Annotated in this window: 17 protein-coding genes and 1 pseudogene; 13 read left to right on the forward strand and 5 right to left on the reverse strand. The window is 44.1% G+C overall.

Annotation, left to right across the window (positions count from 1 at the left end):
* Window positions 1-239 precede the first annotated feature (239 nt).
* The 3 genes and pseudogenes from FTU82_RS07055 to FTU82_RS07065 all read left to right on the forward strand — a co-directional run.
* Entirely contained in the window at window positions 240-596 is a 357-nt protein-coding gene (locus tag FTU82_RS07055; RefSeq protein ID WP_257221931.1) for a hypothetical protein, read from the forward strand.
* Between the two features lie 55 nt (window positions 597-651).
* Window positions 652-1533: an IS982 family transposase gene (locus FTU82_RS07060; protein ID WP_159515998.1), complete on the forward strand. Its 882-nt coding sequence runs from the start codon at window positions 652-654 to the stop codon at window positions 1531-1533.
* Between the two features lie 3 nt (window positions 1534-1536).
* Window positions 1537-2355, forward strand: a pseudogene (locus FTU82_RS07065) (hypothetical protein); the annotation flags it as partial.
* A 57-nt stretch (window positions 2356-2412) separates the two neighbouring features.
* Here the strand turns inward: FTU82_RS07065 and FTU82_RS07070 are convergent.
* A complete protein-coding gene (locus FTU82_RS07070; RefSeq protein ID WP_159516011.1) occupies window positions 2413-3930 on the reverse strand; it encodes an acetyl-CoA C-acetyltransferase in 1518 nt (505 codons plus the stop codon).
* A 240-nt stretch (window positions 3931-4170) separates the two neighbouring features.
* Here FTU82_RS07070 and FTU82_RS07075 point away from each other — a divergent pair, with 240 nt between their 5' ends.
* The 5 genes from FTU82_RS07075 (at window position 4171) to dnaX (ending at window position 10663) form a co-directional block, all read left to right on the forward strand.
* Entirely contained in the window at window positions 4171-5562 is a 1392-nt protein-coding gene (locus FTU82_RS07075; RefSeq protein WP_005097268.1) for a 3-oxoacyl-ACP reductase, read from the forward strand.
* Between the two features lie 148 nt (window positions 5563-5710).
* Window positions 5711-6565, forward strand: coding sequence for a MaoC/PaaZ C-terminal domain-containing protein (locus FTU82_RS07080; protein ID WP_100535292.1), 855 nt, complete (start codon window positions 5711-5713; stop codon window positions 6563-6565).
* Between the two features lie 71 nt (window positions 6566-6636).
* A complete protein-coding gene (locus tag FTU82_RS07085) occupies window positions 6637-7890 on the forward strand; it encodes a serine hydrolase domain-containing protein (protein WP_373683705.1) in 1254 nt (417 codons plus the stop codon).
* A 78-nt stretch (window positions 7891-7968) separates the two neighbouring features.
* Window positions 7969-8412 carry a copper resistance protein NlpE N-terminal domain-containing protein gene (locus FTU82_RS07090; protein WP_034608473.1) on the forward strand — a complete coding sequence of 148 codons (444 nt, stop codon included), beginning with the start codon at window positions 7969-7971 and terminating at the stop codon, window positions 8410-8412.
* A gap of 133 nt (window positions 8413-8545) precedes the next feature.
* Window positions 8546-10663, forward strand: coding sequence for a DNA polymerase III subunit gamma/tau (gene dnaX / locus FTU82_RS07095; RefSeq protein ID WP_005097263.1), 2118 nt, complete (start codon window positions 8546-8548; stop codon window positions 10661-10663).
* A gap of 8 nt (window positions 10664-10671) precedes the next feature.
* Here the strand turns inward: dnaX and FTU82_RS07100 are convergent, their stop codons facing one another.
* Together FTU82_RS07100 and FTU82_RS07105 are read right to left on the reverse strand one after the other, a co-directional pair.
* Window positions 10672-11106, reverse strand: a complete 435-nt coding sequence (locus FTU82_RS07100) for a thioesterase family protein (protein WP_005170474.1) — start codon at window positions 11104-11106, stop codon at window positions 10672-10674.
* A 44-nt stretch (window positions 11107-11150) separates the two neighbouring features.
* Window positions 11151-12311 (reverse strand): iron-containing alcohol dehydrogenase, encoded by a 1161-nt coding sequence (locus FTU82_RS07105; protein ID WP_180001130.1) that lies wholly within the window; start codon window positions 12309-12311, stop codon window positions 11151-11153.
* Between the two features lie 120 nt (window positions 12312-12431).
* On the opposite strand from FTU82_RS07105, the gene FTU82_RS07110 reads away from it, so the two are divergent.
* From FTU82_RS07110 to FTU82_RS07125, 4 genes are read left to right on the forward strand one after another with little or no spacing between them, the layout of a single operon-like run.
* On the forward strand, window positions 12432-12938 hold the full coding sequence (locus FTU82_RS07110) for a low molecular weight protein-tyrosine-phosphatase (protein ID WP_180001131.1): 507 nt from the start codon (window positions 12432-12434) through the stop codon (window positions 12936-12938).
* A gap of 3 nt (window positions 12939-12941) precedes the next feature.
* Complete coding sequence (gene murB, locus FTU82_RS07115; RefSeq protein ID WP_180001132.1) at window positions 12942-13982, forward strand: UDP-N-acetylmuramate dehydrogenase; 1041 nt, start codon at window positions 12942-12944, stop codon at window positions 13980-13982.
* A gap of 1 nt (window position 13983) precedes the next feature.
* The gene (locus tag FTU82_RS07120; protein ID WP_180001133.1) at window positions 13984-15123 is read left to right on the forward strand and encodes a YdcF family protein; all 1140 of its coding nucleotides are present in this window, start codon (window positions 13984-13986) and stop codon (window positions 15121-15123) included.
* Window positions 15123-16166, forward strand: a complete 1044-nt coding sequence (locus FTU82_RS07125; RefSeq protein WP_180001134.1) for an alpha/beta hydrolase — start codon at window positions 15123-15125, stop codon at window positions 16164-16166. The genes FTU82_RS07120 and FTU82_RS07125 overlap by 1 nt, the downstream gene beginning before the upstream one ends.
* Window positions 16167-16229: 63 nt before the next feature.
* Here FTU82_RS07125 and FTU82_RS07130 read toward each other — a convergent pair whose 3' ends face one another.
* Window positions 16230-17900: an FMN-binding glutamate synthase family protein gene (locus FTU82_RS07130; protein ID WP_005097253.1), complete on the reverse strand. Its 1671-nt coding sequence runs from the start codon at window positions 17898-17900 to the stop codon at window positions 16230-16232.
* 497 nt (window positions 17901-18397) lie between these two features.
* Complete coding sequence (locus FTU82_RS07135) at window positions 18398-19405, reverse strand: YafY family protein (protein WP_005097252.1); 1008 nt, start codon at window positions 19403-19405, stop codon at window positions 18398-18400.
* Between the two features lie 239 nt (window positions 19406-19644).
* On the opposite strand from FTU82_RS07135, the gene FTU82_RS07140 reads away from it, so the two are divergent.
* Entirely contained in the window at window positions 19645-21204 is a 1560-nt protein-coding gene (locus FTU82_RS07140) for a circularly permuted type 2 ATP-grasp protein (RefSeq protein WP_180001135.1), read from the forward strand.
* Window positions 21205-21213: the final 9 nt, after the last annotated feature.

Raw genomic sequence — 21213 nt, forward strand, 5'->3', positions numbered from 1 at the left:
TTGATGCCATTTTTCTTTATACTGTCACTGAGGCAGGTTGGACATTTGATTTCTAGAGTTATTCGCATTTCTCTATTTTATCAAAATTCAACCTGCTTTGTTTCAGCATACTTTTTGAAACACCACCCAAAAAATATATCCTGAAAGGGCAAGCTGAAAGCAGTCATATCGAAAGAGCAGGTGATGTTGCGGTGTATGGCCAACAGTTGATTCATTTGTCTAATCAAAGGGTTAAGCTCTTGCCAATGGTCACATTACAGCAAAATAAGACCAAACAGCTGAGTTCTGCATTATTGTTGACTGAATCTAAAGCACAAAATCAAACACTTGTATTGCAAGATGGTGAATCTTGGGAGGCGCTGACCAATAGTGCTGAACGTCATGTGTATATGAATCGGATTTTATCGGCAGAGCTGAGTAGCAACGCTTTAACGCTTAAAAGTTATAGCGCTGTTCCTGTTCGAAATTTACAAATTCGCGCCAAAATCCGTCATTCAGATGATTGGGTTATACTTGCAGATTTAGATGAGCTTACGCCATTTTCCACTGCAAAATTTAATATTAAATACGCCAATCTCAACTTTTTAAGTCATTGAAATGAGAAGGACATAACCTCACTTTAATTTCGACCAAGAAAATAAAATTACAGTTATGTCCATTGAAGAATTTATCATCTTTGTCTATTTAATTATAGATGAGCTATATCCAATTGTTGTTAATAAACCACTCAGAACTCGTGGCTTTCCACCCGCTCTTACCGATATTGAAATTATCACAATGCAAATTGTGGGTGAATTCCTTGGAATGGATACAGATAAAAGTATCTGGATGTATTTTAAAAACAACTGGTTAGCTTGGTTTCCAAAACTGGGGTCATATCCTAATTTTTGTAAACATTGTGCAAACTTATGGCAGATCAATCAGAAAATCATAGCTCGCTTAACTACATATTATGGTCAGGATAATATTCATTTTATTGATGGATTTCCTATTCCTGTCTGTCGCTATAGTCGAGCAAAAAGACATAAAAACTTCAAAGAACATGCAGGCTTTAGTTATTGTGCAGCTCAACAGGAAAAATACTATGGTTTTAAGGGACATATCGTGATTAATTTTGATGGTATGGTCACAGGCTACACTTTTGCCCTGGCGAATGTTGATGAGCGTGATATTGCACCAGAAATTACAACACACATTCATGGATTATTGGGAGCAGATAAAGGCTATTTAAGACCAAGCTTAATCGAATACTATAAATTTCAATATGTTGATTTACAGACACCATTTAGAAAGAATATGCTTGATCTCAGACCTAAAGAATCAATGAGAGTGTTGATGAAGGCTAGAAGAAAAATTGAGACCGTCATTGGCCAGTTGGTAGATCGCTTTAATATCCAAAAAGTAAGAGCAAAAGATTTATGGCATTTATCACATCGCTTTATCAGAAAGATTCTGTCACACACCGTCTGCGTTGTTTTGAATAAGAAGCTTGGCCATTCGCCAATTCAACTCGAAAAACTCATTTTAAGTTGAGATTGGCGTATTAAATTGAATGATCAATCCCGCTTCCCGCTTGCAGATGGCAGTGGTTCAATTCAGTTGGCAGGTTTAAGTCAGACCACGCTGATACCAAGTGATATTTTCGATTTACATGTGACTTCTGAAACAGACGAGCATGTGAAAAAGCTCAATAAAATTCAGGCAAAATGGAAAATCTATTTTGGTAAATATGACGAACCAGGCAAATGGTGTCGAGTAACGCCTGTCTATGCGCGTGAATGGGTCATCATGATGACGAACTTAGCATACATGCTCAGTACCCCTGAATTTGAAAACCTCTGGTTTAATCATAAAGCAGTGATGGGCCATGATTTCTTTGGTAATGCAGGTCAAGTCGATGGGCCAAACGGTATTTATATGCCTGAAGACTATGTTCGTATCTACAAAGAGATTTTAAATCGTAACGAGATTAATCTTGGTATTACCAATATGGGTGGTGGTCTTGGTGGCGGTACCGTGCTGGGTGTCGATACTTGGCTATTCTATGGTCACTATCGTTTATCAGGTTTTCGTATTATTGCGCATGAATTCGGACATCATTGGGGGGGACATAATAGCGCATGGGCGATGTCATCACATGGCTTCGAGCCGATGGTGGATTGGTTGAACTTCTACTTCCAGCGCCGTCCTGGTTCACTGCCTTATATGGATCCAAATGTTAACGCATTCCACCTCACTCCCGATGCAGCGCTGTGCCAGGGGGTTAATCAAAACATTGTGAGGGGTGTAGCATCAACAGCACCTTGGAATAAAGTTGACGAATACTTTAAAAATAATCCAATGCCAATACAGTAGGTAAAAGGTATAAAAAAGCTCCTCAATCGAGGAGCTTTTTTGAATCAAGGTAGCAGCTTATTTTTCAATAATCGCTGTAACACCCTGACCACCGGCAGCACAGATCGATACCAGTACACGACCTGAACCTTTTTGAGCAATCAGTTTGGCTGCCGTCGCAATAATACGACCACCAGTTGCTGCAAAGGGATGACCGGCTGCAAGTGATGAGCCTTTCACGTTCAGTTTTACACGGTCAATTGAACCGAGTGGCGCATCCAGACCTAAACGCTCTTTACAGAATGCTGGATCTTCCCATGCCTTTAAAGTAGACAGCACTTGAGAAGCAAATGCTTCATGAATTTCATAATAGTCGAAGTCCTGAAGTTTTAGGCCCGCACGTTCCAGCATGCGAGGAACAGCATAAGCAGGTGCCATCAATAAACCTTCTTTCTTCTCGACAAAATCAACTGCTGCAGTTTCCTGAAAAGTCAGATAAGCCAAAACTTCATGACCATTGGCTTTTGCCCATTCTTCAGACGCTAGCAGAACGCAAGAAGCACCATCTGTCAGTGGGGTAGAGTTACCCGCAGTCATGGTACGCGCATCGCCCTTACCAAACGCAGGTTTAAGCTTCGCCAGTTTCTCGACTGAAGAATCAGCACGCAGGTTATTGTCACGCTCTAAACCCAGGAATGGCGTGATCAGATCATCAAAGAAACCTTCTTCATAAGCTGCTGCCATTTTCTGGTGTGAAGATGCAGCAAGTTCATCTTGCGCTTCACGGGAAATACCCCATTCCAGTGTGGTAATCGCCTGATGATCACCCATAGACAAGCCAGTACGTGGCTCACCATTTTTAGGTGCGTCCATCAATTCTTTGACATTAATTTTGGTCAAGGCTTTTAAACGGTCTTTGGCAGTTTTGGCAATGTTCAATTCAAGCAGCGCTTTACGCAAGCCGTCACCCAATGCAATGGGCGCATCAGAGGTGGTATCTACACCACCGGCGATTCCTACTTCAATTTGGCCCAGTGCAATCTTGTTTGCCACTAAAAATGCAGCTTGTAAACCCGTACCACACGCCTGCTGGATATCATAAGCTGGGGTTTCTGGTGCCAGTGCCGTATCCAGAACACATTCACGAGTCAGGTTAAAGTCACGGCTATGCTTCAGGACAGCACCTGCAACCACTTCACCGACACGTTGACCTTGCAGATTAAAGCGCTCTACCAGACCATTTAATGCTGCGGTCAGCATGTCCGAGTTAGAGGCAGTAAAATAGGCACCATTCGAACGTGCAAATGGAATACGGTTGCCACCAAGAATAGCAACGCGGCGAACTGTGTTTTGGCTCATATTATTATCCTGTTGAACAGAAGGCTGTGTTTTTGAAACTGAATCTGTTTGAGTTGATGTCGTCTGACTGCTACTGCTCGCTGTACGACGGGTACGCGGAGTTTTAGCCGGACTTTTAGCTGCAGCAGCGGCTGTATCCGTGTTTTTAGTGCTACGCTTAGCACGCGTTGATGATTTTGACACAGCTGGAGATGCGGAATTCTCGACTGCTGGATTTTCTTGAGTTGTTTTGCTCATAAGGCTTTTCCAAGCAAATTGATCGTCTTCTTGTGGCTTACATTAGCATAGATGAGTATATGCTGTATTGACTACAATGACATTGCAGACTGCGCTCAGGTCAAGTCATCTGCCAGATATCTCAAGTATGATTGGGTAGAATCTGGTAGATCTATTGCAATATAAGTATCTGGCATTATATTGAAGTTAAAGGATAACTTTAGATCGATCAAAAATTAATTTGTATGAGAGATAATAAACATGACTGATCAGTACCAAAATTTCGCAAAGTCTCCTATTGGTAAATTTGTCATTAAAAATCTGGGCCTGCCATCCCCAATTTCCCTAGACCGTTTCGAGTCTGCAACGCCAGTGGTAAAAGGCGCTGTGTTATTCGGTGCTGCACCTGCGAGTGTATTGACCGGTTCTATTGCTCAGGTGCTGGCAAATATTCATGCCAATAGCTATGCAGGCAATAATGCGGAACTGCAACAGGCAGCGGCGAAATCGGGTCTGAACCTGAATGCATTTAATACTGGCGATAAAGAATCCAAGTTTAAAGTGGTTATTTTTGATGCTTCTGGTATTGAAAATTCAGAGCAGTTGAAATCACTTTATGAATTCTTTAATCCGATTGCGCGTCAGATTCAAAGTTCTGGTCGTGTGGTCGTGATCGGCACAACACCTGAATCTGCAAAATCTGTGAGTCAGGCCATTGCACAACGTGCGCTCGAAGGTTTTGTCAAATCTGTGGGCAAAGAATTTAAAAAGGGTATTGCAGCCAACCTGATTTATGTCGATGCAGGTGCCGAAGCCAATCTTGAGTCTGTGCTACGTTTTGCAATTTCTCCACGCTCTGCCTATGTGTCTGGTCAGGTTATTCGTGTATCGGCAGCAGCACAAGTAGACTTGGACTGGAGTAAGCCACTGGCAGGAAAAACGGCAGTAGTAACTGGAGCAAGCCGTGGTATTGGTGAGGCGATTGCTCATGTGCTGGCACGTGATGGCGCACATGTGATTTGTCTGGATGTCCCACAACAGCAGGCAGATCTGGATCGTGTCGCTGGTGAAATTGGCGGCTCTACACTAGCGATTGACATTACTGCAGCCGATGCGGGTGAGAAAATCAAACAGGCGGCAGCGGCGCAGGGTGGTCTGGATATTATCGTGCATAATGCCGGGATTACCCGCGACAAGACTTTGGCCAATATGAAGCCTGAGCTTTGGGATCTGGTCATTAACATCAACCTGTCAGCAATTGAACGCGTCAATGATTACTTGCTCTGCAACGATGGTCTAAATGCAAATGGCCGTATTATCTGTGTATCTTCTATTTCAGGTATTGCAGGTAATCTGGGTCAAACCAACTATGCAGCCTCTAAAGCAGGTGTGATTGGTGTGGTGAAATTCACAGCACCGACATTAAAAAATGGTATAACCATTAATGCTGTGGCACCGGGTTTTATTGAAACGCAAATGACAGCAGCAATTCCATTTGCCATCCGTGAAGCTGGACGCCGTATGAATTCCATGAGTCAGGGTGGTCATCCTGTTGATGTGGCAGAAGCGATTGCGATGTTTGCCTCGACTGCCTCTTCAGGTTTGAATGGCAATGTGGTGCGTGTGTGTGGTCAGAGCCTGTTAGGGGCTTAATTTAGAATCCCCCTAAATCCCTCTTTGCAAAAGAGGGGACTACTCCTCCCTTTGTTAAAGGGAGGTTGGGAGGGATTTATTTAAAAAGATATTCTTCCTTCTTTTAAAAAGAAGGACGTCATAAAGATAAATATTCCAAAGGTTCAGTATGAATACTCGCCATTTTAGTCAACTTCCAAAACCTTATTTAGCCTATCCAAAAGTGATTCAGGGCTTGATTTTAAAAAAGCCAAAAGCTGAAAAAGTTCTACCGCAAGTTGAATATGTGGTGGATTCATTCAAGGTCGATCAAAAGCATCTGAAAGCCTATAATGAAGTTTGTGGTTTTAAAAATAATGGCTATATTCCAGCCATTTATCTAACAGTTCTTTCACAAAGCCTGCAAATGCATATGATGACGGCTGAAGCTTTTCCTTTTCCGGTTCTCGGTCTGGTGCATATCCGCAATCAGGTCAAACAGTATCGTAAAATCGGAGTCAATGAATCTCTCACATTGTCTTGCAAGTTTGGTGAATTGCAGCCGCATGATAAAGGTGTACAGTTTGATTTCATCACCACAGTAAAAGTCGGTGATGAAGTGGTGGTGGAAGCCTTGACCACTTATCTGTCCCGTCAAAAGAGTAAAGGCAAAGCTGCAGCCAAAATCGTCGAAAACAAGACACCCGATTATGAGCTGAATGCTGAATGGGAAATTCTAGAAAATACGGGTCGCCGTTATGCCATGACATCCGGCGACTTTAACCTGATTCATATTCATGCCCTAATGGCTAAGGCATTCGGATTTAAACAGGCGATTGCGCATGGTATGTGGACCAAGGCTAAAGCTTTGTCCAGCCTGGCATTGCCCGATGCCTATGAAGCAGATGTCTGGTTTAAACTGCCCTTATATCTGCCTTCCAAAGTGCAATTCTTAACCGCGAAAGCAGCTAATGATACGGAAATCCTGATTCGTAATAGCAAAAATCAGAAGCCGCATGTCACAGGAACTGTGACCGCAATTTAAAGTACGATAAAAGCCTGAACCTGATTTAGGCTTTTTTGTTTTTAAGAAATCAATATTCTATGGATAGAATGATGCAGCCACTCAAAGATTATTTATTTGCGGATACAGCCCATTACCAAGGAACGGTAAATGAAAATTTCCGTGACCTTGCCCATCAGTTTAGTCGCCTACAGCATGCTCGCACAGAGCAGGGTGGTGCGGCACTTGTTGTCTATTTTCAGGGACAAAAAGTCGTCGATATTTATACCGGGAAAAAATCGGAATCTGAGGCTTGGCAAACCGATACCATGTCGCTGTGTTATTCGACGGGCAAAGGTGTGCTGGCGACACTGGCACATATTCTGGCCAGTCAGGGCCTGGTTGATTATGACCAGCCTGTTGCAGAATATTGGCCTGAATTTGCGCAAAACGGTAAAGAAAATATTACTCTGGCGCATATGCTGAGTCATCAAAGCGGATTGTTTGATATCCGTAATATCATTGCCGACGCCACTGAAATGGCCGACTGGCCGCAGATGCTAGACCGAATTGCCGCGGCTGAACCACGTTTTCAAGTTGCAACAGATGCGGCCTATCAACCGCTGACCTTTGGCTGGCAGGTCGGTGGTGCATTAGAAAAAGCGACAGCTAAAACTTTAACTGAACTGATGCAGGCATATCTGGTTCAGCCTTTGATGTTGAATGGTGCTTATTTCAGTGTGCCGACCAATGAATTAGCTCGGGTAGCACTGCCGATTTTTAAAGCTAAAGCAGCCAAGTCTCAATCGCAGCCTGCGAAAAAAACAGGATCAAGAAAACCGAATCTGATGGAGCGGGCTTTGATTTGGAGTGGACAAGATCCGCAGGATTTTCAGGATGCGATGATTCCCAAAGGAATGAGGAATTTCAGTTTCTTTAGTGAGCAAGGCCTGCAAGCAATCATTCCATCCGCCAATGGAGTATTTACCGCAGAGAGTCTGGCAAAAATTTATGCCATGCTGGCCAATCGCGGCGAATGGCAAGGACAGCAATTGATCTCGCCTGAAGTTTTTCAGCGTCTCAGTCAGATTCAATGCAAAAAACGCGATCGAGTCATGCCTTTGCCGATGCACTGGCGATTGGGTTATCATCGGGTGCTTACTTTAGGTAAAGCTTCGCAAGGTTTTGGTCATATGGGCTTTAATGGTTCGGGAGCCTGGTGTGACCCTGAGCGCAATTTAAGTTTTGCCTATACCCATAATTTCCCGACAGGTTCATTGACCGGAGATTATCGTCTGTGGGGTTTGACACAGGAAACCTTACGCTGTGCTGATGCCGTCCTGACTGGACGTAAAGGTTGGCGCTAAATATCCCTGATTGGGGAGTTTAGTAAAGTCCTTAAAATATGTTATTTTGGCGTGACTCCCAGTCTGTGGTATGAAGTGATGAAAAAAGTGCTGATGATTCCTCTGGTCGCAAGCAGTGCCTTGTTTGGCTGCCAGGATCAAAACCAATCGACGGCAAATACTGCTATTGAGGCTAAAGCTCAGATTCCTGCCTGGGTCGGGAATTATCAGGGCACCACACCCTGTATGGGATGTTTTTCAAGTTGTGACGATTGTCCGGGTATGGCTGTTGCTTTGAGCTTGCATGATGATCGGACTTTTACGTTATCACGTGAAAGCTTGAGTGGGCATAACCCGATTGAAACCATTACTGGGCCGATTCGTTTTCAGGATGATACGCAACAAAAGATTGAACTGCTGAATGTCGATACCCGCAATCTGGTTTATGTGGATCTGAAAAAGCAGGTTCTGGAAATTCGTGAAGATCAAACAGGCAAACGCTACCAGATGCAAAGTGACTTTATCCTGTTTGAATCGGTCTGATTTTAAGAAAATATATGTTTTATATCCCTTTTTCAATGATTTTGATCAAGGGATTTTTATTGTTTATAAACCGGCATTCATTTCACTATTTACTAAAAAAACAGTATGCTTAGACCTGTAAAAAGGAGCATACATGTATCAAGTACTTGCGCGAAAATACCGTCCTCGTAATTTTAATGAATTGGTGGGGCAAAACCATGTTTCACGTGCTTTAACCAGCGCGCTCGAACGTGGCCGTTTGCACCATGCCTATTTGTTTACAGGAACGCGTGGTGTCGGAAAAACCACGATTGCACGTATTTTGGCGAAGTGCTTGAACTGTGAGACCGGTATCACCTCGACACCGTGTGAAGTCTGTGCGACTTGTAGCGCCGTCAACGAAGGACGCTTTATCGATTTGATCGAAATCGATGCGGCCTCACGCACCAAGGTTGAAGATACTCGCGAGCTGCTCGACAATGTGCCTTATGCACCGACTCAAGGTCGTTTTAAAGTTTACCTGATTGATGAAGTGCACATGCTGTCCACGCATTCTTTCAATGCTTTATTAAAGACTCTGGAAGAGCCACCTGCGCACGTCAAGTTCCTGTTTGCTACGACCGACCCACAAAAGCTGCCAATTACAGTAATTTCACGCTGTTTGCAGTTTACTTTGCGCCCATTGGCTGTTGATGAAATTACCGAGCATCTGGCCCAGATTTTAGGCCAAGAAAGTATTCAGTCGGATCAGGATGCCATCTGGCAAATTGCCGAATCTGCTCAAGGTTCTTTGCGTGATGCCTTGTCTCTGACCGATCAGGCGATTGCCTATGGTCAGGGTGCGATTCAGCATCAGGATGTCAAAGACATGCTGGGCTTGATTGACCGGACCATTATTTATGATCTGATTCTGGCGATTCACCAGAACCAGAAAGCACAGGTCAGTCAGTTGTTGCTGCAATTCCGTCAGCAGGCTTTGGATGTGTCACTGGTTTTAGATCAGTTAATTTCGACTTTGCATGAACTGGCTTTATTACAATATCTGCCAGATTTAAGTCTGAAATATAGTGCTGAAATCAATCAAAAGATTATGCAATTATCCGGTTTGATTTCGGCGCAGGATTTGCAACTGTATTATCAAGTCGCATGTAAAGGACGCGCTGATTTACAGTTGGCGGTGACTCAGGAACAAGGTTTTGAGATGACGGTGCTACGCTTATTGGCATTCCGTCCCTTACAGCCAAGCGAGGTTCCAGTCGTTCATGAAGCCGCAACTCAACCAATAGCAGCTTCTCCTACACGTCTACAACAGCCCATTCAGACACAATTGCAGTCTGAAACAGTCACAGCAAAAACATTTGAAGCGGAACCGACCTTCGATGATTTCTCTCTGGACGATGAGACGGATGAGGAAGCTTATACGCCATCAATGCCTGAACCATCTTCAGATGATTTTCTCCATGAAGAAAAGTCCACTAATGATCATGCACCTGAGCCTGTTCAACAGGGAGTAATTCAGACAGCGATTGAGGAAGTACAGTCTAGTGATCAGATCGTTTTTGATCCAAATGACGACAAAGGCCTGTTTGGTTTTGATGAAATCGAGAGTAGCGTAGAAGCACCGGCGACAAGCAGCAGCTCGGATGATTTCCTGCTTGAAGAGTTTATTCCTGTAGATGCTGTTACTCATGTCGAAGCAGCACAAGAAATATCTGCTGATGAGGAATTTAGTCTTGCCTCACCGGAATTGGAACTTTCACAGGAAACGATTGCTCAGCCTGTGATTGAAGAAGTCGCTCCGATTCAGACTGCGCTACCGGATGACATTTCCCAAGATTTAAATACGCAGAATCTGATGCCACAGGATATTTTAAAAATCCCTGAGCAAATGTTAGAGGGTGAGTGGAGCGTCGAAAAATGGGAATACTGGTTCCGTAACAGCCAGCTTTCTCCAGCAGTGCAGGAACTGGCACAGTATGGTGTCATGAGCGGACAGATTAATGGCCAATCCGTTTTTCATATCCCTGAGCAATACCAGCAACTTTTGACACAACTGCAACATACTCTGGAAGCTGCTTTACAACAGCAGTGGCCGCAAACTCATTTCCAGGTGAAATTTGAAAGTGTGGACCAGCTAACACCCTATACCATGCAGCATCAGCGGAAGGCTCGTGCCTTTAAACGCGCTGAAGAGCTGTTACAGGCTGAACCTGCGGTACGTGACCTGTTGCAGCAGTTCGATGGTGAATTGCAAAATATTCAGCTGAAATAGACTGGATTTTAAGGCACAACAAATCGAGATAAGGCATCCCGCATTTCGGCTGAAATCGGGGTGCTTTTTCGTGTCTCACGATCGACAAATACATGAACAAAATTACCCTGAGCTGCAGCTGTATCCGAATTGCGTTTAAAAATGGCCAGATCGTAGCTCAGTGATGAATTTCCCATGCTTTCAATGGCCACGCCCACTTCAATAATTTCCGGATAAGACAGTTCCTGATTAAACTGGCAGTTGGAGCTGACCACCAGCCCAATCATCGGAGAGTATTTCGGATCAAAGGCCGCTTCCTGAATCAGCAGGGCATTGGCTGCGGTGTCAAAATAACTGTAATAAGTCACATTGTTGACGTGGCCATACAGGTCATTGTCTGCCCAGCGGGTCTGAATGGGCAAGAAAAAGGCATAGTGTTCGCGTTGTTTGATCGTGGCTTTCATCAGGATTCGCTCTCAGCTAGACAAGGCTTAGTGTGGAAATAGATTTAGGCATAAATCGCCTGGTAAATCTGGTAAGCGTCATCCAACTTGAGTTCGCGTGGATTGTTCTGCAACAGCCGGCTTTGTTGCATGGCATCTTCTGCCATAACCATCAACATCTGTTCTGGTACATTTAACTGCTTTAATTTTAAGGTTAAGCCGCTCTGTATCAGATGATTATTAAAATGATCAATAAACAGATCGGTCAGTCCATCATGACAACCTTTACTGTGGGGATCTAACCAGGTCATCAATTCGGCATAGAGCTGTTTGGCTACAGGTGCATTAAATTTTAAGACTTCGGTCAGCACCAAAGCATTGCTATGTCCATGCGACAGATGAAAATGCCCACCGAGTGGATAAGCCAGCGCATGTACGGCAGCGACCGGTGCGTTGGCAAAGGCTTGTCCAGCCAGCATGGAACCGACCAGCATATTTTGACGCGCATCTAAATCATATCCGTCTTGCAGTACGTGCGGCAGATTGGCATTCAGCAATCTTAAAGCCTGTTTGGCCAGCATATCCGAATAAGGATTTTTCTTGTGTTTTGAGGTATAGGCTTCAATGGCATGTACCATGGCATCGATTCCGGTGGCAGCGGTAATCTGTGCCGGCAAATTCCGAGTGAAAGTCGCATCCAGAATAGCAATATCGGCATAGAGAATAGGCGCGACAATGCCGCTTTTGGTGGTTTCACCTGTAGTAACAATCGAAATTGGTGTGACTTCGGAGCCCGTTCCGGCTGTGGTGGGAACCAGAATTAGAGCTAAACGTGGCCCGGTGGCATTATCGACGCCATACAGATAGGAAAGCGTCTGATGCTGCTCAGGATGCGCCAAAATCGCAATCAGCTTGGCCACATCCATCGAGCTGCCACCACCAAAGCCTAGCACCACATCAATCTTTTCCTGCTTTGCAAAAGCTGCTGCTTCAAGCACTACGTTATCGGGCGGGTCAGCCTGAACATCTGAGTAAATCACATAATCCAGACCGGCAGATTCAATAATATCCAGAATCGGCAGATGTAATTGCTGCTTCAGCATACCCGGGTCAGTCACCAGTAGAAGACGTTGATAACGGCCATTTTTTAGGATTTTAAACAATTCCTGAATCGTGCCTAGTCCGGCAATGATATTGGGGACGGTTTGAAACTGAAAACGATTCATGGCGATATCCTTGATTTTTTTATTGCAAATACGAGATTATTCTATGGTTGTAAGATAGGAATCAGTATATAAATAACTTAACATAAGAATCCTTAAAATAAAGTAGCTCTGAGGTTGTTTATGTCATCCAGAACGCCATACAAGGTGTTATGTGTTTGTTTGGGGAATATTTGCCGTTCTCCCACGGCAGAAGTGGTACTCAGACATTATTGTGATGAACAGCAACTGAATATCGTGGTCGATTCTGCTGGAACCAGTAATTATCATCCGGGCAAGGCCCCAGACCTGCGTAGCCAGCAGCATGCACTGAAACGTGGCTATGATCTGTCAACGCTTCGCGCACGTCAGCTGACTCCGCATGATTTTATTGATTATGATCTGATTCTGGCGATGGATCTGGAGAATTTATCCAATATCCAGAACATACAGGGTCTGGCAGAAACTCAGTTTGGTCATGTACGTGCACGCGTGGCACTGATGAGTGAGCATGACCAGATCTATCCGAAACAGGCTTTACCCGATCCCTATTATGGCGAAGCGGATGGCTTTGAGCGGGTGCTTGATCAGTGTGAGTCCAGCAGCCAGGCCTGGATTGAGATTTTTAAACAGAATTTAAACAAGGTTTAAGCAATGCAGATTCAAACCCAGGTTCAACTTAAACCTTTTAATACCTTAAATTTAGAAGCAGTTGCTGCATACTATGCCCATATTCAGTCCACCACTGATCTGATGGCTGCACTGGATTTTGCGGAACAGCAGCAACTCAATGTGCTGATCCTGTCAGGCGGCAGCAATATGTTGTTGCCGGAGCAGATTGATGCCCTGGTTCTGCATATGGATATTCATGGCATTGAAATACTGGATGCTGATGATCAGACGCAGCGCTTACGTGTAGGCGGTGGTCAAGGCTGGCATGACTTCGTGCTCTGGACTACCGCACAAGGTCTGTATGGTTTACAAAATCTGGCTCTGATTCCTGGACGTGTCGGTGCTTCGCCAGTACAGAATATTGGCGCCTATGGCGTTGAAGTCGGCGAGTTTATTGATTCCGTCGAGGTCTATGACCGTCAGCTGAAACATTTTGCTTCGATTCAGGCAGCCGATTGCCAGTTTGCCTATCGGCATAGTATTTTTAAAGATGATCCAAATCGTTATGTGATTACCCATGTGACTTTTAGCTTGCTTAAACAGCCAGATTTGAAACTGAATTACGGTGATCTGAAGACTGCGGTTGGTGATCAACTCACAGCAGAAAACCTGCAACAACAGGTCATCCAGATTCGCCAGAGTAAATTGCCTGATCCGCAAGAATTCCCTAACGTGGGCAGCTTCTTTAAAAATCCTGTGGTTGATCAGGTGGTCTTTGACCAGATTGCTGCATCTTTCCCGAATTTACCCCATTACCACCAAGCCAATGCGCAAGTTAAACTTGCAGCAGGCTGGTTAATTGATCAGGCTGGCTGGAAAGGCAAACAGTTGGGCCCTGTCGGCATGTTTCATAAACAGGCATTGGTCTTGGTGAATTATGGTCAAGCCTCTCTCACCGATGTACGTAAAACTTATCGTGCGGTACAGCAAGCGGTTTGGGATAAATTCCAGCTGATGCTGGAACCTGAACCTGTATTGTTCGATAAAAATGGTCTGATCCGCTCTCATCAGGAAGAGGAATAACATGAAGAACACCCATTGGATGGTACGTTTTCTACAAATTGTCACTGGACTGTTTGTACTATGCGGCTGTCTGCTGGTGTTTATTTATACGCCTTTTTACTCAAAAATCATCGTAAAGGGTTTAAATCACTTTGCATCAGTAGAACTCAATGAAGTTGCGGCTCAAAGCCAGAAAATGGCTGCACTCAGCGAACATGAAAATCTGGAACCTGGGTCTGACTTGTGGATTGCCCGACAGGCATATTTAAAGGTCATGGAACAGGATATTCAGCAAAATAACTCGGCTAATCTGCTTCTGATTCAGGCGCGTTATAAAGCGCTACAGAAGGTGATTGAAGACTTTCAGCGCGAGCAGCAAGATCAAAAATTAGAGCAAAGTCCATCTGCCCAGGTACCGTTATTGCCCTCACAGGAAGATGCAGAACCAGTCGATCCGGCAGCGAATGTCCGGGAATTACTGGAGTGGGATAGGAGTGAAAACAAGGAACGCATTGAGCAATATATGGAGTTTCTGACGACACATCCACTTGAGCAGGGTGAAGCCAGTTCGGTACAGGAAACCGATGGAGAGGAAATCCAGCAGGACTTGGCTTTACTACAAGAGCAACAGCAGGCTAAACCGGCGAATAGCTCCCAACCTTATGCCATTGTGGTATTGGGTGGTGGCTTAACCCTAGATGACCAAGGCAAAGAGATCATCGTAAATAACTATACGCGACTACGTCTGGAAACTACGCTGGCAGTAGAGAAACATTATCAGTTGCCGATTGTTCTGAGTGGGGTCGAAGCGCCGTATATGCAGCGCTGGTTAAAAAATCATGGTGTCGATGCCAAATTACTGGAAGATCGCAGCATGAACACCTGTGAAAATACCCGTTTCAGTTCATTATTATTACAAAAGAAAGGTGGAGCGCCTACAGTGATTCTGATTACGGATCGTTATCATATGCCGCGTACCCGCCGTTTATTTGCGTTAAATGGCATACAAACCATTCCGGTAGAAGCGCCGATGCCAACGTCATTGACACGATGGCGTCCAAGTGCACAAAATTATGATCACAGTCGTCGTGCCAATTATGAAATGTTGGCGACCATGCGCGATATGTGGTTTGGATCCAGTGACTGTCGGGAGGTGCCATAATGTCTGATATCCCATTTTTAAATCCTACCATTCTGAAACAGCTGGATTTACCCATTCCGAGTCGGGATGTTACGCCTCAACTCTTGCCACCTTTAAACCTGAATCGTAGTGATGAACCGCCGATTGAGCTGCAGTCCTATCGCAAGCTTTATGGTTTTGATTTACTGGTTTGTAAACACTGGCAGGGCTATGTACAGATGCCTTTATTCAGGTTGCATGTACAGGTGTTTGAACCGAATCTGGAAAATACCCGCTTTGACAAGATTCAGGGAACTGCTTTTCTGCTACATGGTTATCTGGAACATAGCGGCATTTATCAGCCTATTGTCAAAGAGCTTTTGGAACAGGGTTTTAGCGTATTGACCTATGACCTGCCCGGACATGGCCTGAGTGATGGTTCACCTGCCAGCATTCAGAATTTTGATCATTATCAGCAGGTTTTGCATGCCGTACATCGTTATGTGCAACATGCTTCACAATTACCCAAACCTTGGGTTGGCATCGGGCAAAGTACCGGCGGTGCGATCTGGATGCACCATTTACTGGAGTTTGCGGAACGTCGCGAAAATCCTTTTGTTGAGCGGGTCTTGCTATTATCACCATTGATTCGTCCCGCCAAAACTGCTTGGTGGCATAATTCGGTCGGATTGGGCATTATTAGCCGAATCAAACGTGAAGTTCCCCGACATTTCAGACGCAATAACCATAATCCGGAGTTTTTGCGTTTTATCCGGCTTAAAGATCCATTACAACCGCGAATGATGGGTATGGACTGGATTTTGGCGATGTCACGCTGGATGCTGGAAATGGAAGCGCGTCCGGCCTGTCGTATTCCGGTCTGGCTGGCACAGGGTGCACAGGATCAGACCGTAGACTGGCGCTATAATATCGAATTTATCCGACGTAAATTCCGTCTCCAGACCTTACTGATGCTGGAAGAAGGTTCGCATCAACTGATCAATGAACGCGCGGATATTCGTGCTGCATTGACCGGCTTGATTCCTGCCTTTCTACATGCACAGGGCAGTAAAACCTATTATTGATCTACAATTCAATGTGAAAAAAGGCGTTTGATTAAACGCCTTTTCTAATTTAACTGTATTGAGTTAAAATTTATCCAGTTTAGCCAGGTTCCACATCCGGAAGTAGAAGTTCTCCTCATCCTTATTTTCACAGGATAATAATTCTCCCTCTTTCAACCAAAAATGAATCTGCGCAAAGTTCTTTATTTCGTGATTATTCACACGTTGTGCCAAGTGATGTGCCTTAATCGCCGAAGGGTGTTTCAGGCCTGCAGAAGCAATCAGTTCAGACAAGGCGTGTAAGGTGTTTTTATGATAATGAAATACGCGCTCTGCTTTGGTGGGCACATGTAAGGCCTTTTGACGATCTTTATCCTGTGTGGTGACACCGACAGGACACTGGTTGGTATGACAGCTTTGAGCCTGAATACAGCCGACGGCAAACATAAAACCACGTGCCGAATTCACCCAATCTGCCCCAATCGCGAGCGTGCTGGCAATATCAAATGCACTAATAATTTTACCACTTGCACCAATTTTGATTTTATCTCTTAAACCTGCACCAACAAGGGTATTATGCACAAATAGTAAACCTTCTCTTAGGGGTGCACCGACAAAGTCGATTAACTCAATGGGTGCAGCGCCCGTTCCACCTTCAGAGCCATCGACGACGATGAAATCGGGATAAATCTGGGTGTGCAGCATGGCTTTGACCATACTCATAAACTGCCAGGGCTGCCCCAGACATAGCTTGAATCCGACCGGTTTTCCGTTGGAAAGTTCACGTAATCGTTGGATGAAATTCATCATTTCAATCGGGGTGCTAAAGGCGGGATGACTAGAGGGTGATACGCAATCATGTTCACGGCTGATGCCCCGGATTTGGGCAATTTCTTCCGAGATCTTGCTTTTAGGTAAAATACCGCCATGTCCGGGTTTAGCCCCTTGTGATAACTTGATTTCAATCATTTTTACTTGCGGTAATTTGGCTTGTGCCGCAAAGCGTTCCGGATCAAACTGTCCATCTAAGGTACGGCAGCCAAAATAACCACTGCCAATTTCCCAGACCAGATCGCCCCCATATTCAAGATGATAGGGGCTGATACTGCCTTCACCGGTATCATGGAAAAAATCACCTTTTTGAGCGCCGAGATTCAGCGCACGGATTGCATTGGCACTCATACTGCCAAAGCTCATGGCTGAAATATTTAAAATGGAAGCAGAGAAGGGCTGTGTACATTGCTCATTGCCGATCAGGATACGGAAAGTTTGTGGATCGGCCACCTTACATGGCGTCAAAGAGTGACTGACAAATCTATAATTGTCTTCATAGACATTGAGAATTGAACCGAAAGGTTTATCTGAATTTTCATTTTTCGCCCGCTGGTACACCAGACTACGTTGCATACGGGAAAAGGGCAGTGCATCGCGGTCGGCTTCAATAAAATATTGACGAATCTCCGGACGAAATTCTTCGAAGATAAAGCGGAAATGTCCCATGATGGGGTAGTTTTTCAGAATAGAATGCTTGTTTTGCAGTACATCATACAAACCCAACAGGCTCAGGAGTATACTCAGAATCCACAGGGTATTCACCAAAGTTTGCGGCATAAAATAATAGATATAACGCGGCGAATAACCGATATGGAATGTGGTAAAAATCACTGCAATCAGAATGCAGGCAAACCAGACTGAATGGCGAGAAAAGAAAGTATTGAGCAGCTTGTGCCGTACTAATTGAGCAGGGTTAGCCATTGTAAAATTAAGTCCCTATTTCTACTTCTATAGGGCTTTATGATGTGCAGAGCCAGGTATCTTATGCAAGCATAGAATTGTTATTCAATTTTATAAACTTGCCAAAAATCATACCCAGACAGGCAATCAATCAGTAGCAATTGCAGATAAATTTTGCGGAAAAATTCCTATAGAAAAAATATGCAAAGCACATATATTCTATTTATTTCACAGGCAGAGTGAATGCTTTTATAGTCGATTTATCACCCATACAGGAGTTATAAACCATGACAAAAAAATCCATTCGCTTTAATAATGCCGAACTGGCTTGCTCATGTCTCAGTTCTGTTTAAATATTGAGGTTTCATCCAATCTGCATTTCGGGGTATTAGAGAAAAGCAGGTTGGTACAGCGGTAGACCACCAGAACAATCATAAAAATACAAGCATAATTCTCCAATCCCCAATCTGGGGATTTTTTTATTCTGGAATTATTAAAGCTGAATGAAATCCATTTGGTTAAGGGTTTTCCTCATCCATCTGGCTAACTGCATTGGACACCATACTGGGTTCAATATGTTTAATCTTTTTACCAAAGCTGCGCAGCCACCACACCAGTTGTGAAGTAAAAGGAACCGTTGCACTAATCAGCGACATACCATTGTCCAGTTTTTCAATCTTCTGATCTTTACTGAGCTGACTTTCCTCAAAATAATGTGCATCCGATTCCGACATGCTCAGTTTTAGCATGACATTTTCAGTAGGGTGATTGAAATCCACCCGGAAGCCCAATGCACCAGAATCGATATAGTCATCAATATCAAAATTCACCGGATGCAGGGCACGTGAATTGAGAACTACTGCCGATTTAAAACGGTGCAGGGCAAAGGTCTGAATATCAGATTTGTCATGACGGGTACAGACCAGATAAATGATGGAGCCTTTTTGCACCAAAGCCAGTGGATTGAGGATATAAGTCTTTTCTTCGCTGTTGTGACCGCGGCCCTGATAGACACATTCCAGCTGTTTGTCCTGCAACAAGCCTTCATATACCGCCTGCTGTGCAGTCTTATCCACGAACGGTGGAATGAGCGGTTGGGTGGCTGGCACAATCCGTACCCGATTAATCCATTGGCGGACATTGTTTTGCGAGGACAGACTGCGGCGTGCCAGATCAAACCAGGGATTCATTTCTTCGATCAGGCTCGGTGGCAGCAAATGTTTTAAATGTTCTTCGACCATCATAAAGGTGACCGCCTGTGAGCTGGTCATATGCGGCAAGCTTTGCAGCGGTGCATCTGAGCGCCAACGCCAGCCTTGTGGTGTGGTCTTGCTGCTTTCGATTGGAAAGCGCTGCGCAATCTGGTTCAGGTCACGCTGAATGGTACGCAGGCTGATATCAATTCCTTCGCGATTCAAGATTTCCTGTAATTCACGTGTTCCCATCCATTTGCCGGTAGAAAGACGCGACAAGATTTGCCATTGGCGATACAGGCTATTCGAGGTTTCTTTTTCTTGTGCTGACATAATTTATTTTGCTGGCGATAAAGAGGATGGGATTTAGGCTTAGACTAACACAATAAAAAAACTCTCATTTTTTCGCAAGTCTTTCTGCGCAACAATTGTCCTACAAACTAAAAACAACTTGGTAAGAAATGGCATTGAGTTCAGGGTGCATTTATTAGATTAATAGTAGTTGCAATATAGGTTCAATGGCATGGATATTGCTTTGATTTAATTATAATAGATGATAAGACGAGGTTTGTATGCTTAAAGGAAATCGGGATACAAATGTAATTGAAAAAATTGATAATTTTAGTTCCCAAAATCTTGGGAAAAATTTTATAGAGGCTAAAACAGCAACGGTATCGACTACAGCAAATCCACAACTTTTATTTCAACAGTTGTCTTCAAAATTCTTTAATGAAATGCAGGATGAGCAAGTCATGTCCAGTCAGGCAAGTCAAAGACTGGAAGAATGGTTATCCCAACACACGCTGGATGAATTGAATGCTCTGAATCAGGTGGCAAAAGAACATTTTTTACATCATGGCATTAGCTTTACGGTTTACGAAGATAAAGAGGGGGTAGAGCGAAGCATTCCTTTCGATATCATTCCACGAGTGATTGACCGCAAACAGTGGAATATGGTGGCTCTGGGGTCGGCACAACGCGTGCGCGCACTGAATCTGTTTTTACATGACATTTATCATCAACAGGATATTTTAAAAGCCAATATCATTCCTGAACTCCAGATTTTGACGCATGAGGCTTATCAGCCGCATATGTATCAACATAGCCTGAAAGGCAGGATTTATAGCCAGATTAGTGGCATTGATGTAATACGTGATTCCAAGGGCAAATTTTATGTCTTGGAGGACAATCTTAGAACGCCATCGGGTGTCTCTTATATGCTGGAATGCCGTAAGATTAGCCAAAAGCTGATGCCGAAAATATTTGAACAGTCCAAGATTGCTGGAATTGAGCAATACCCCCAGCTTTTAAAAGAAATCCTGATCGAAAATGCCCATGTCGACAAACCCTTTGTCGTAGTGCTGACGCCAGGGCGTTTTAATAGTGCTTACTATGAGCACGCCTTTCTCGCAAGAGAAATGAATGTACCATTGGTAACATCACGTGATCTTTTTGTTGATGACTCGAAGGTTTATGTAAAAACTATACGTGGTCGCCAAAGAGTCGATGTTATTTATAGACGGGTCGATGATGCTTATCTCGATCCATTATGCTTTAAACCGGAGAGTACCCTGGGTGTACCTGGCTTAATGTCAGCTTATTTACAAAATAATGTCCTGATTGCCAACGCACCGGGTACAGGTGTCGCAGATGACAAATCGATTTATCCATATGTCGATAAAATGATTCATTTTTATTTGGGTGAACAGCCAATACTAAAAAATGTTCCGACGTATCAATGTCGTAATCAGCAAGATTTAAGCTATGTGTTGGCCCATCTGGACCAGCTGGTGGTAAAAGAAGCTCAGGGTTCGGGTGGTTATGGCATGCTGATTGGGCCACAGGCTTCGAAACAGCAAATTGAATTTTTCAGGGAGAAAATTTTAGCTGCGCCGCATTTGTATATTGCGCAGCCAACTTTGGACTTATCGGTTAGTCCGACTTTGACCAATTTTGGTATTGCTGAACGTCATATTGACTTGCGCCCATTTGTCTTAAGCTCGCCTTACCGTACTGAAATTGTGCAGGGTGGCTTGACACGTGTAGCGATGCAGCCCGGTTCACTGGTGGTGAATTCATCACAGGGTGGCGGTATTAAAGATACCTGGGTAGTCGACAATTTACATTCATAATATTCCAAA

It is taken from the genome of Acinetobacter sp. YH12151, assembly GCF_013418355.1.
Lineage (GTDB): Bacteria > Pseudomonadota > Gammaproteobacteria > Pseudomonadales > Moraxellaceae > Acinetobacter > Acinetobacter pseudolwoffii.

Coding starts and splice junctions, on each gene's coding strand:
- FTU82_RS07060 (WP_159515998.1), top strand. CDS start 652: ATGTCCATTGAAGAATTTATCATCTTTGTCTATTTAATTATAGATGAG.
- FTU82_RS07070 (WP_159516011.1), bottom strand. CDS start 3,930: ATGAGCAAAACAACTCAAGAAAATCCAGCAGTCGAGAATTCCGCATCT.
- FTU82_RS07075 (WP_005097268.1), top strand. CDS start 4,171: ATGACTGATCAGTACCAAAATTTCGCAAAGTCTCCTATTGGTAAATTT.
- FTU82_RS07080 (WP_100535292.1), top strand. CDS start 5,711: ATGAATACTCGCCATTTTAGTCAACTTCCAAAACCTTATTTAGCCTAT.
- FTU82_RS07085 (WP_373683705.1), top strand. CDS start 6,637: ATGCAGCCACTCAAAGATTATTTATTTGCGGATACAGCCCATTACCAA.
- FTU82_RS07090 (WP_034608473.1), top strand. CDS start 7,969: ATGAAAAAAGTGCTGATGATTCCTCTGGTCGCAAGCAGTGCCTTGTTT.
- dnaX (WP_005097263.1), top strand. CDS start 8,546: ATGTATCAAGTACTTGCGCGAAAATACCGTCCTCGTAATTTTAATGAA.
- FTU82_RS07100 (WP_005170474.1), bottom strand. CDS start 11,106: ATGAAAGCCACGATCAAACAACGCGAACACTATGCCTTTTTCTTGCCC.
- FTU82_RS07105 (WP_180001130.1), bottom strand. CDS start 12,311: ATGAATCGTTTTCAGTTTCAAACCGTCCCCAATATCATTGCCGGACTA.
- FTU82_RS07110 (WP_180001131.1), top strand. CDS start 12,432: ATGTCATCCAGAACGCCATACAAGGTGTTATGTGTTTGTTTGGGGAAT.
- murB (WP_180001132.1), top strand. CDS start 12,942: ATGCAGATTCAAACCCAGGTTCAACTTAAACCTTTTAATACCTTAAAT.
- FTU82_RS07120 (WP_180001133.1), top strand. CDS start 13,984: ATGAAGAACACCCATTGGATGGTACGTTTTCTACAAATTGTCACTGGA.
- FTU82_RS07125 (WP_180001134.1), top strand. CDS start 15,123: ATGTCTGATATCCCATTTTTAAATCCTACCATTCTGAAACAGCTGGAT.
- FTU82_RS07130 (WP_005097253.1), bottom strand. CDS start 17,900: ATGGCTAACCCTGCTCAATTAGTACGGCACAAGCTGCTCAATACTTTC.
- FTU82_RS07135 (WP_005097252.1), bottom strand. CDS start 19,405: ATGTCAGCACAAGAAAAAGAAACCTCGAATAGCCTGTATCGCCAATGG.
- FTU82_RS07140 (WP_180001135.1), top strand. CDS start 19,645: ATGCTTAAAGGAAATCGGGATACAAATGTAATTGAAAAAATTGATAAT.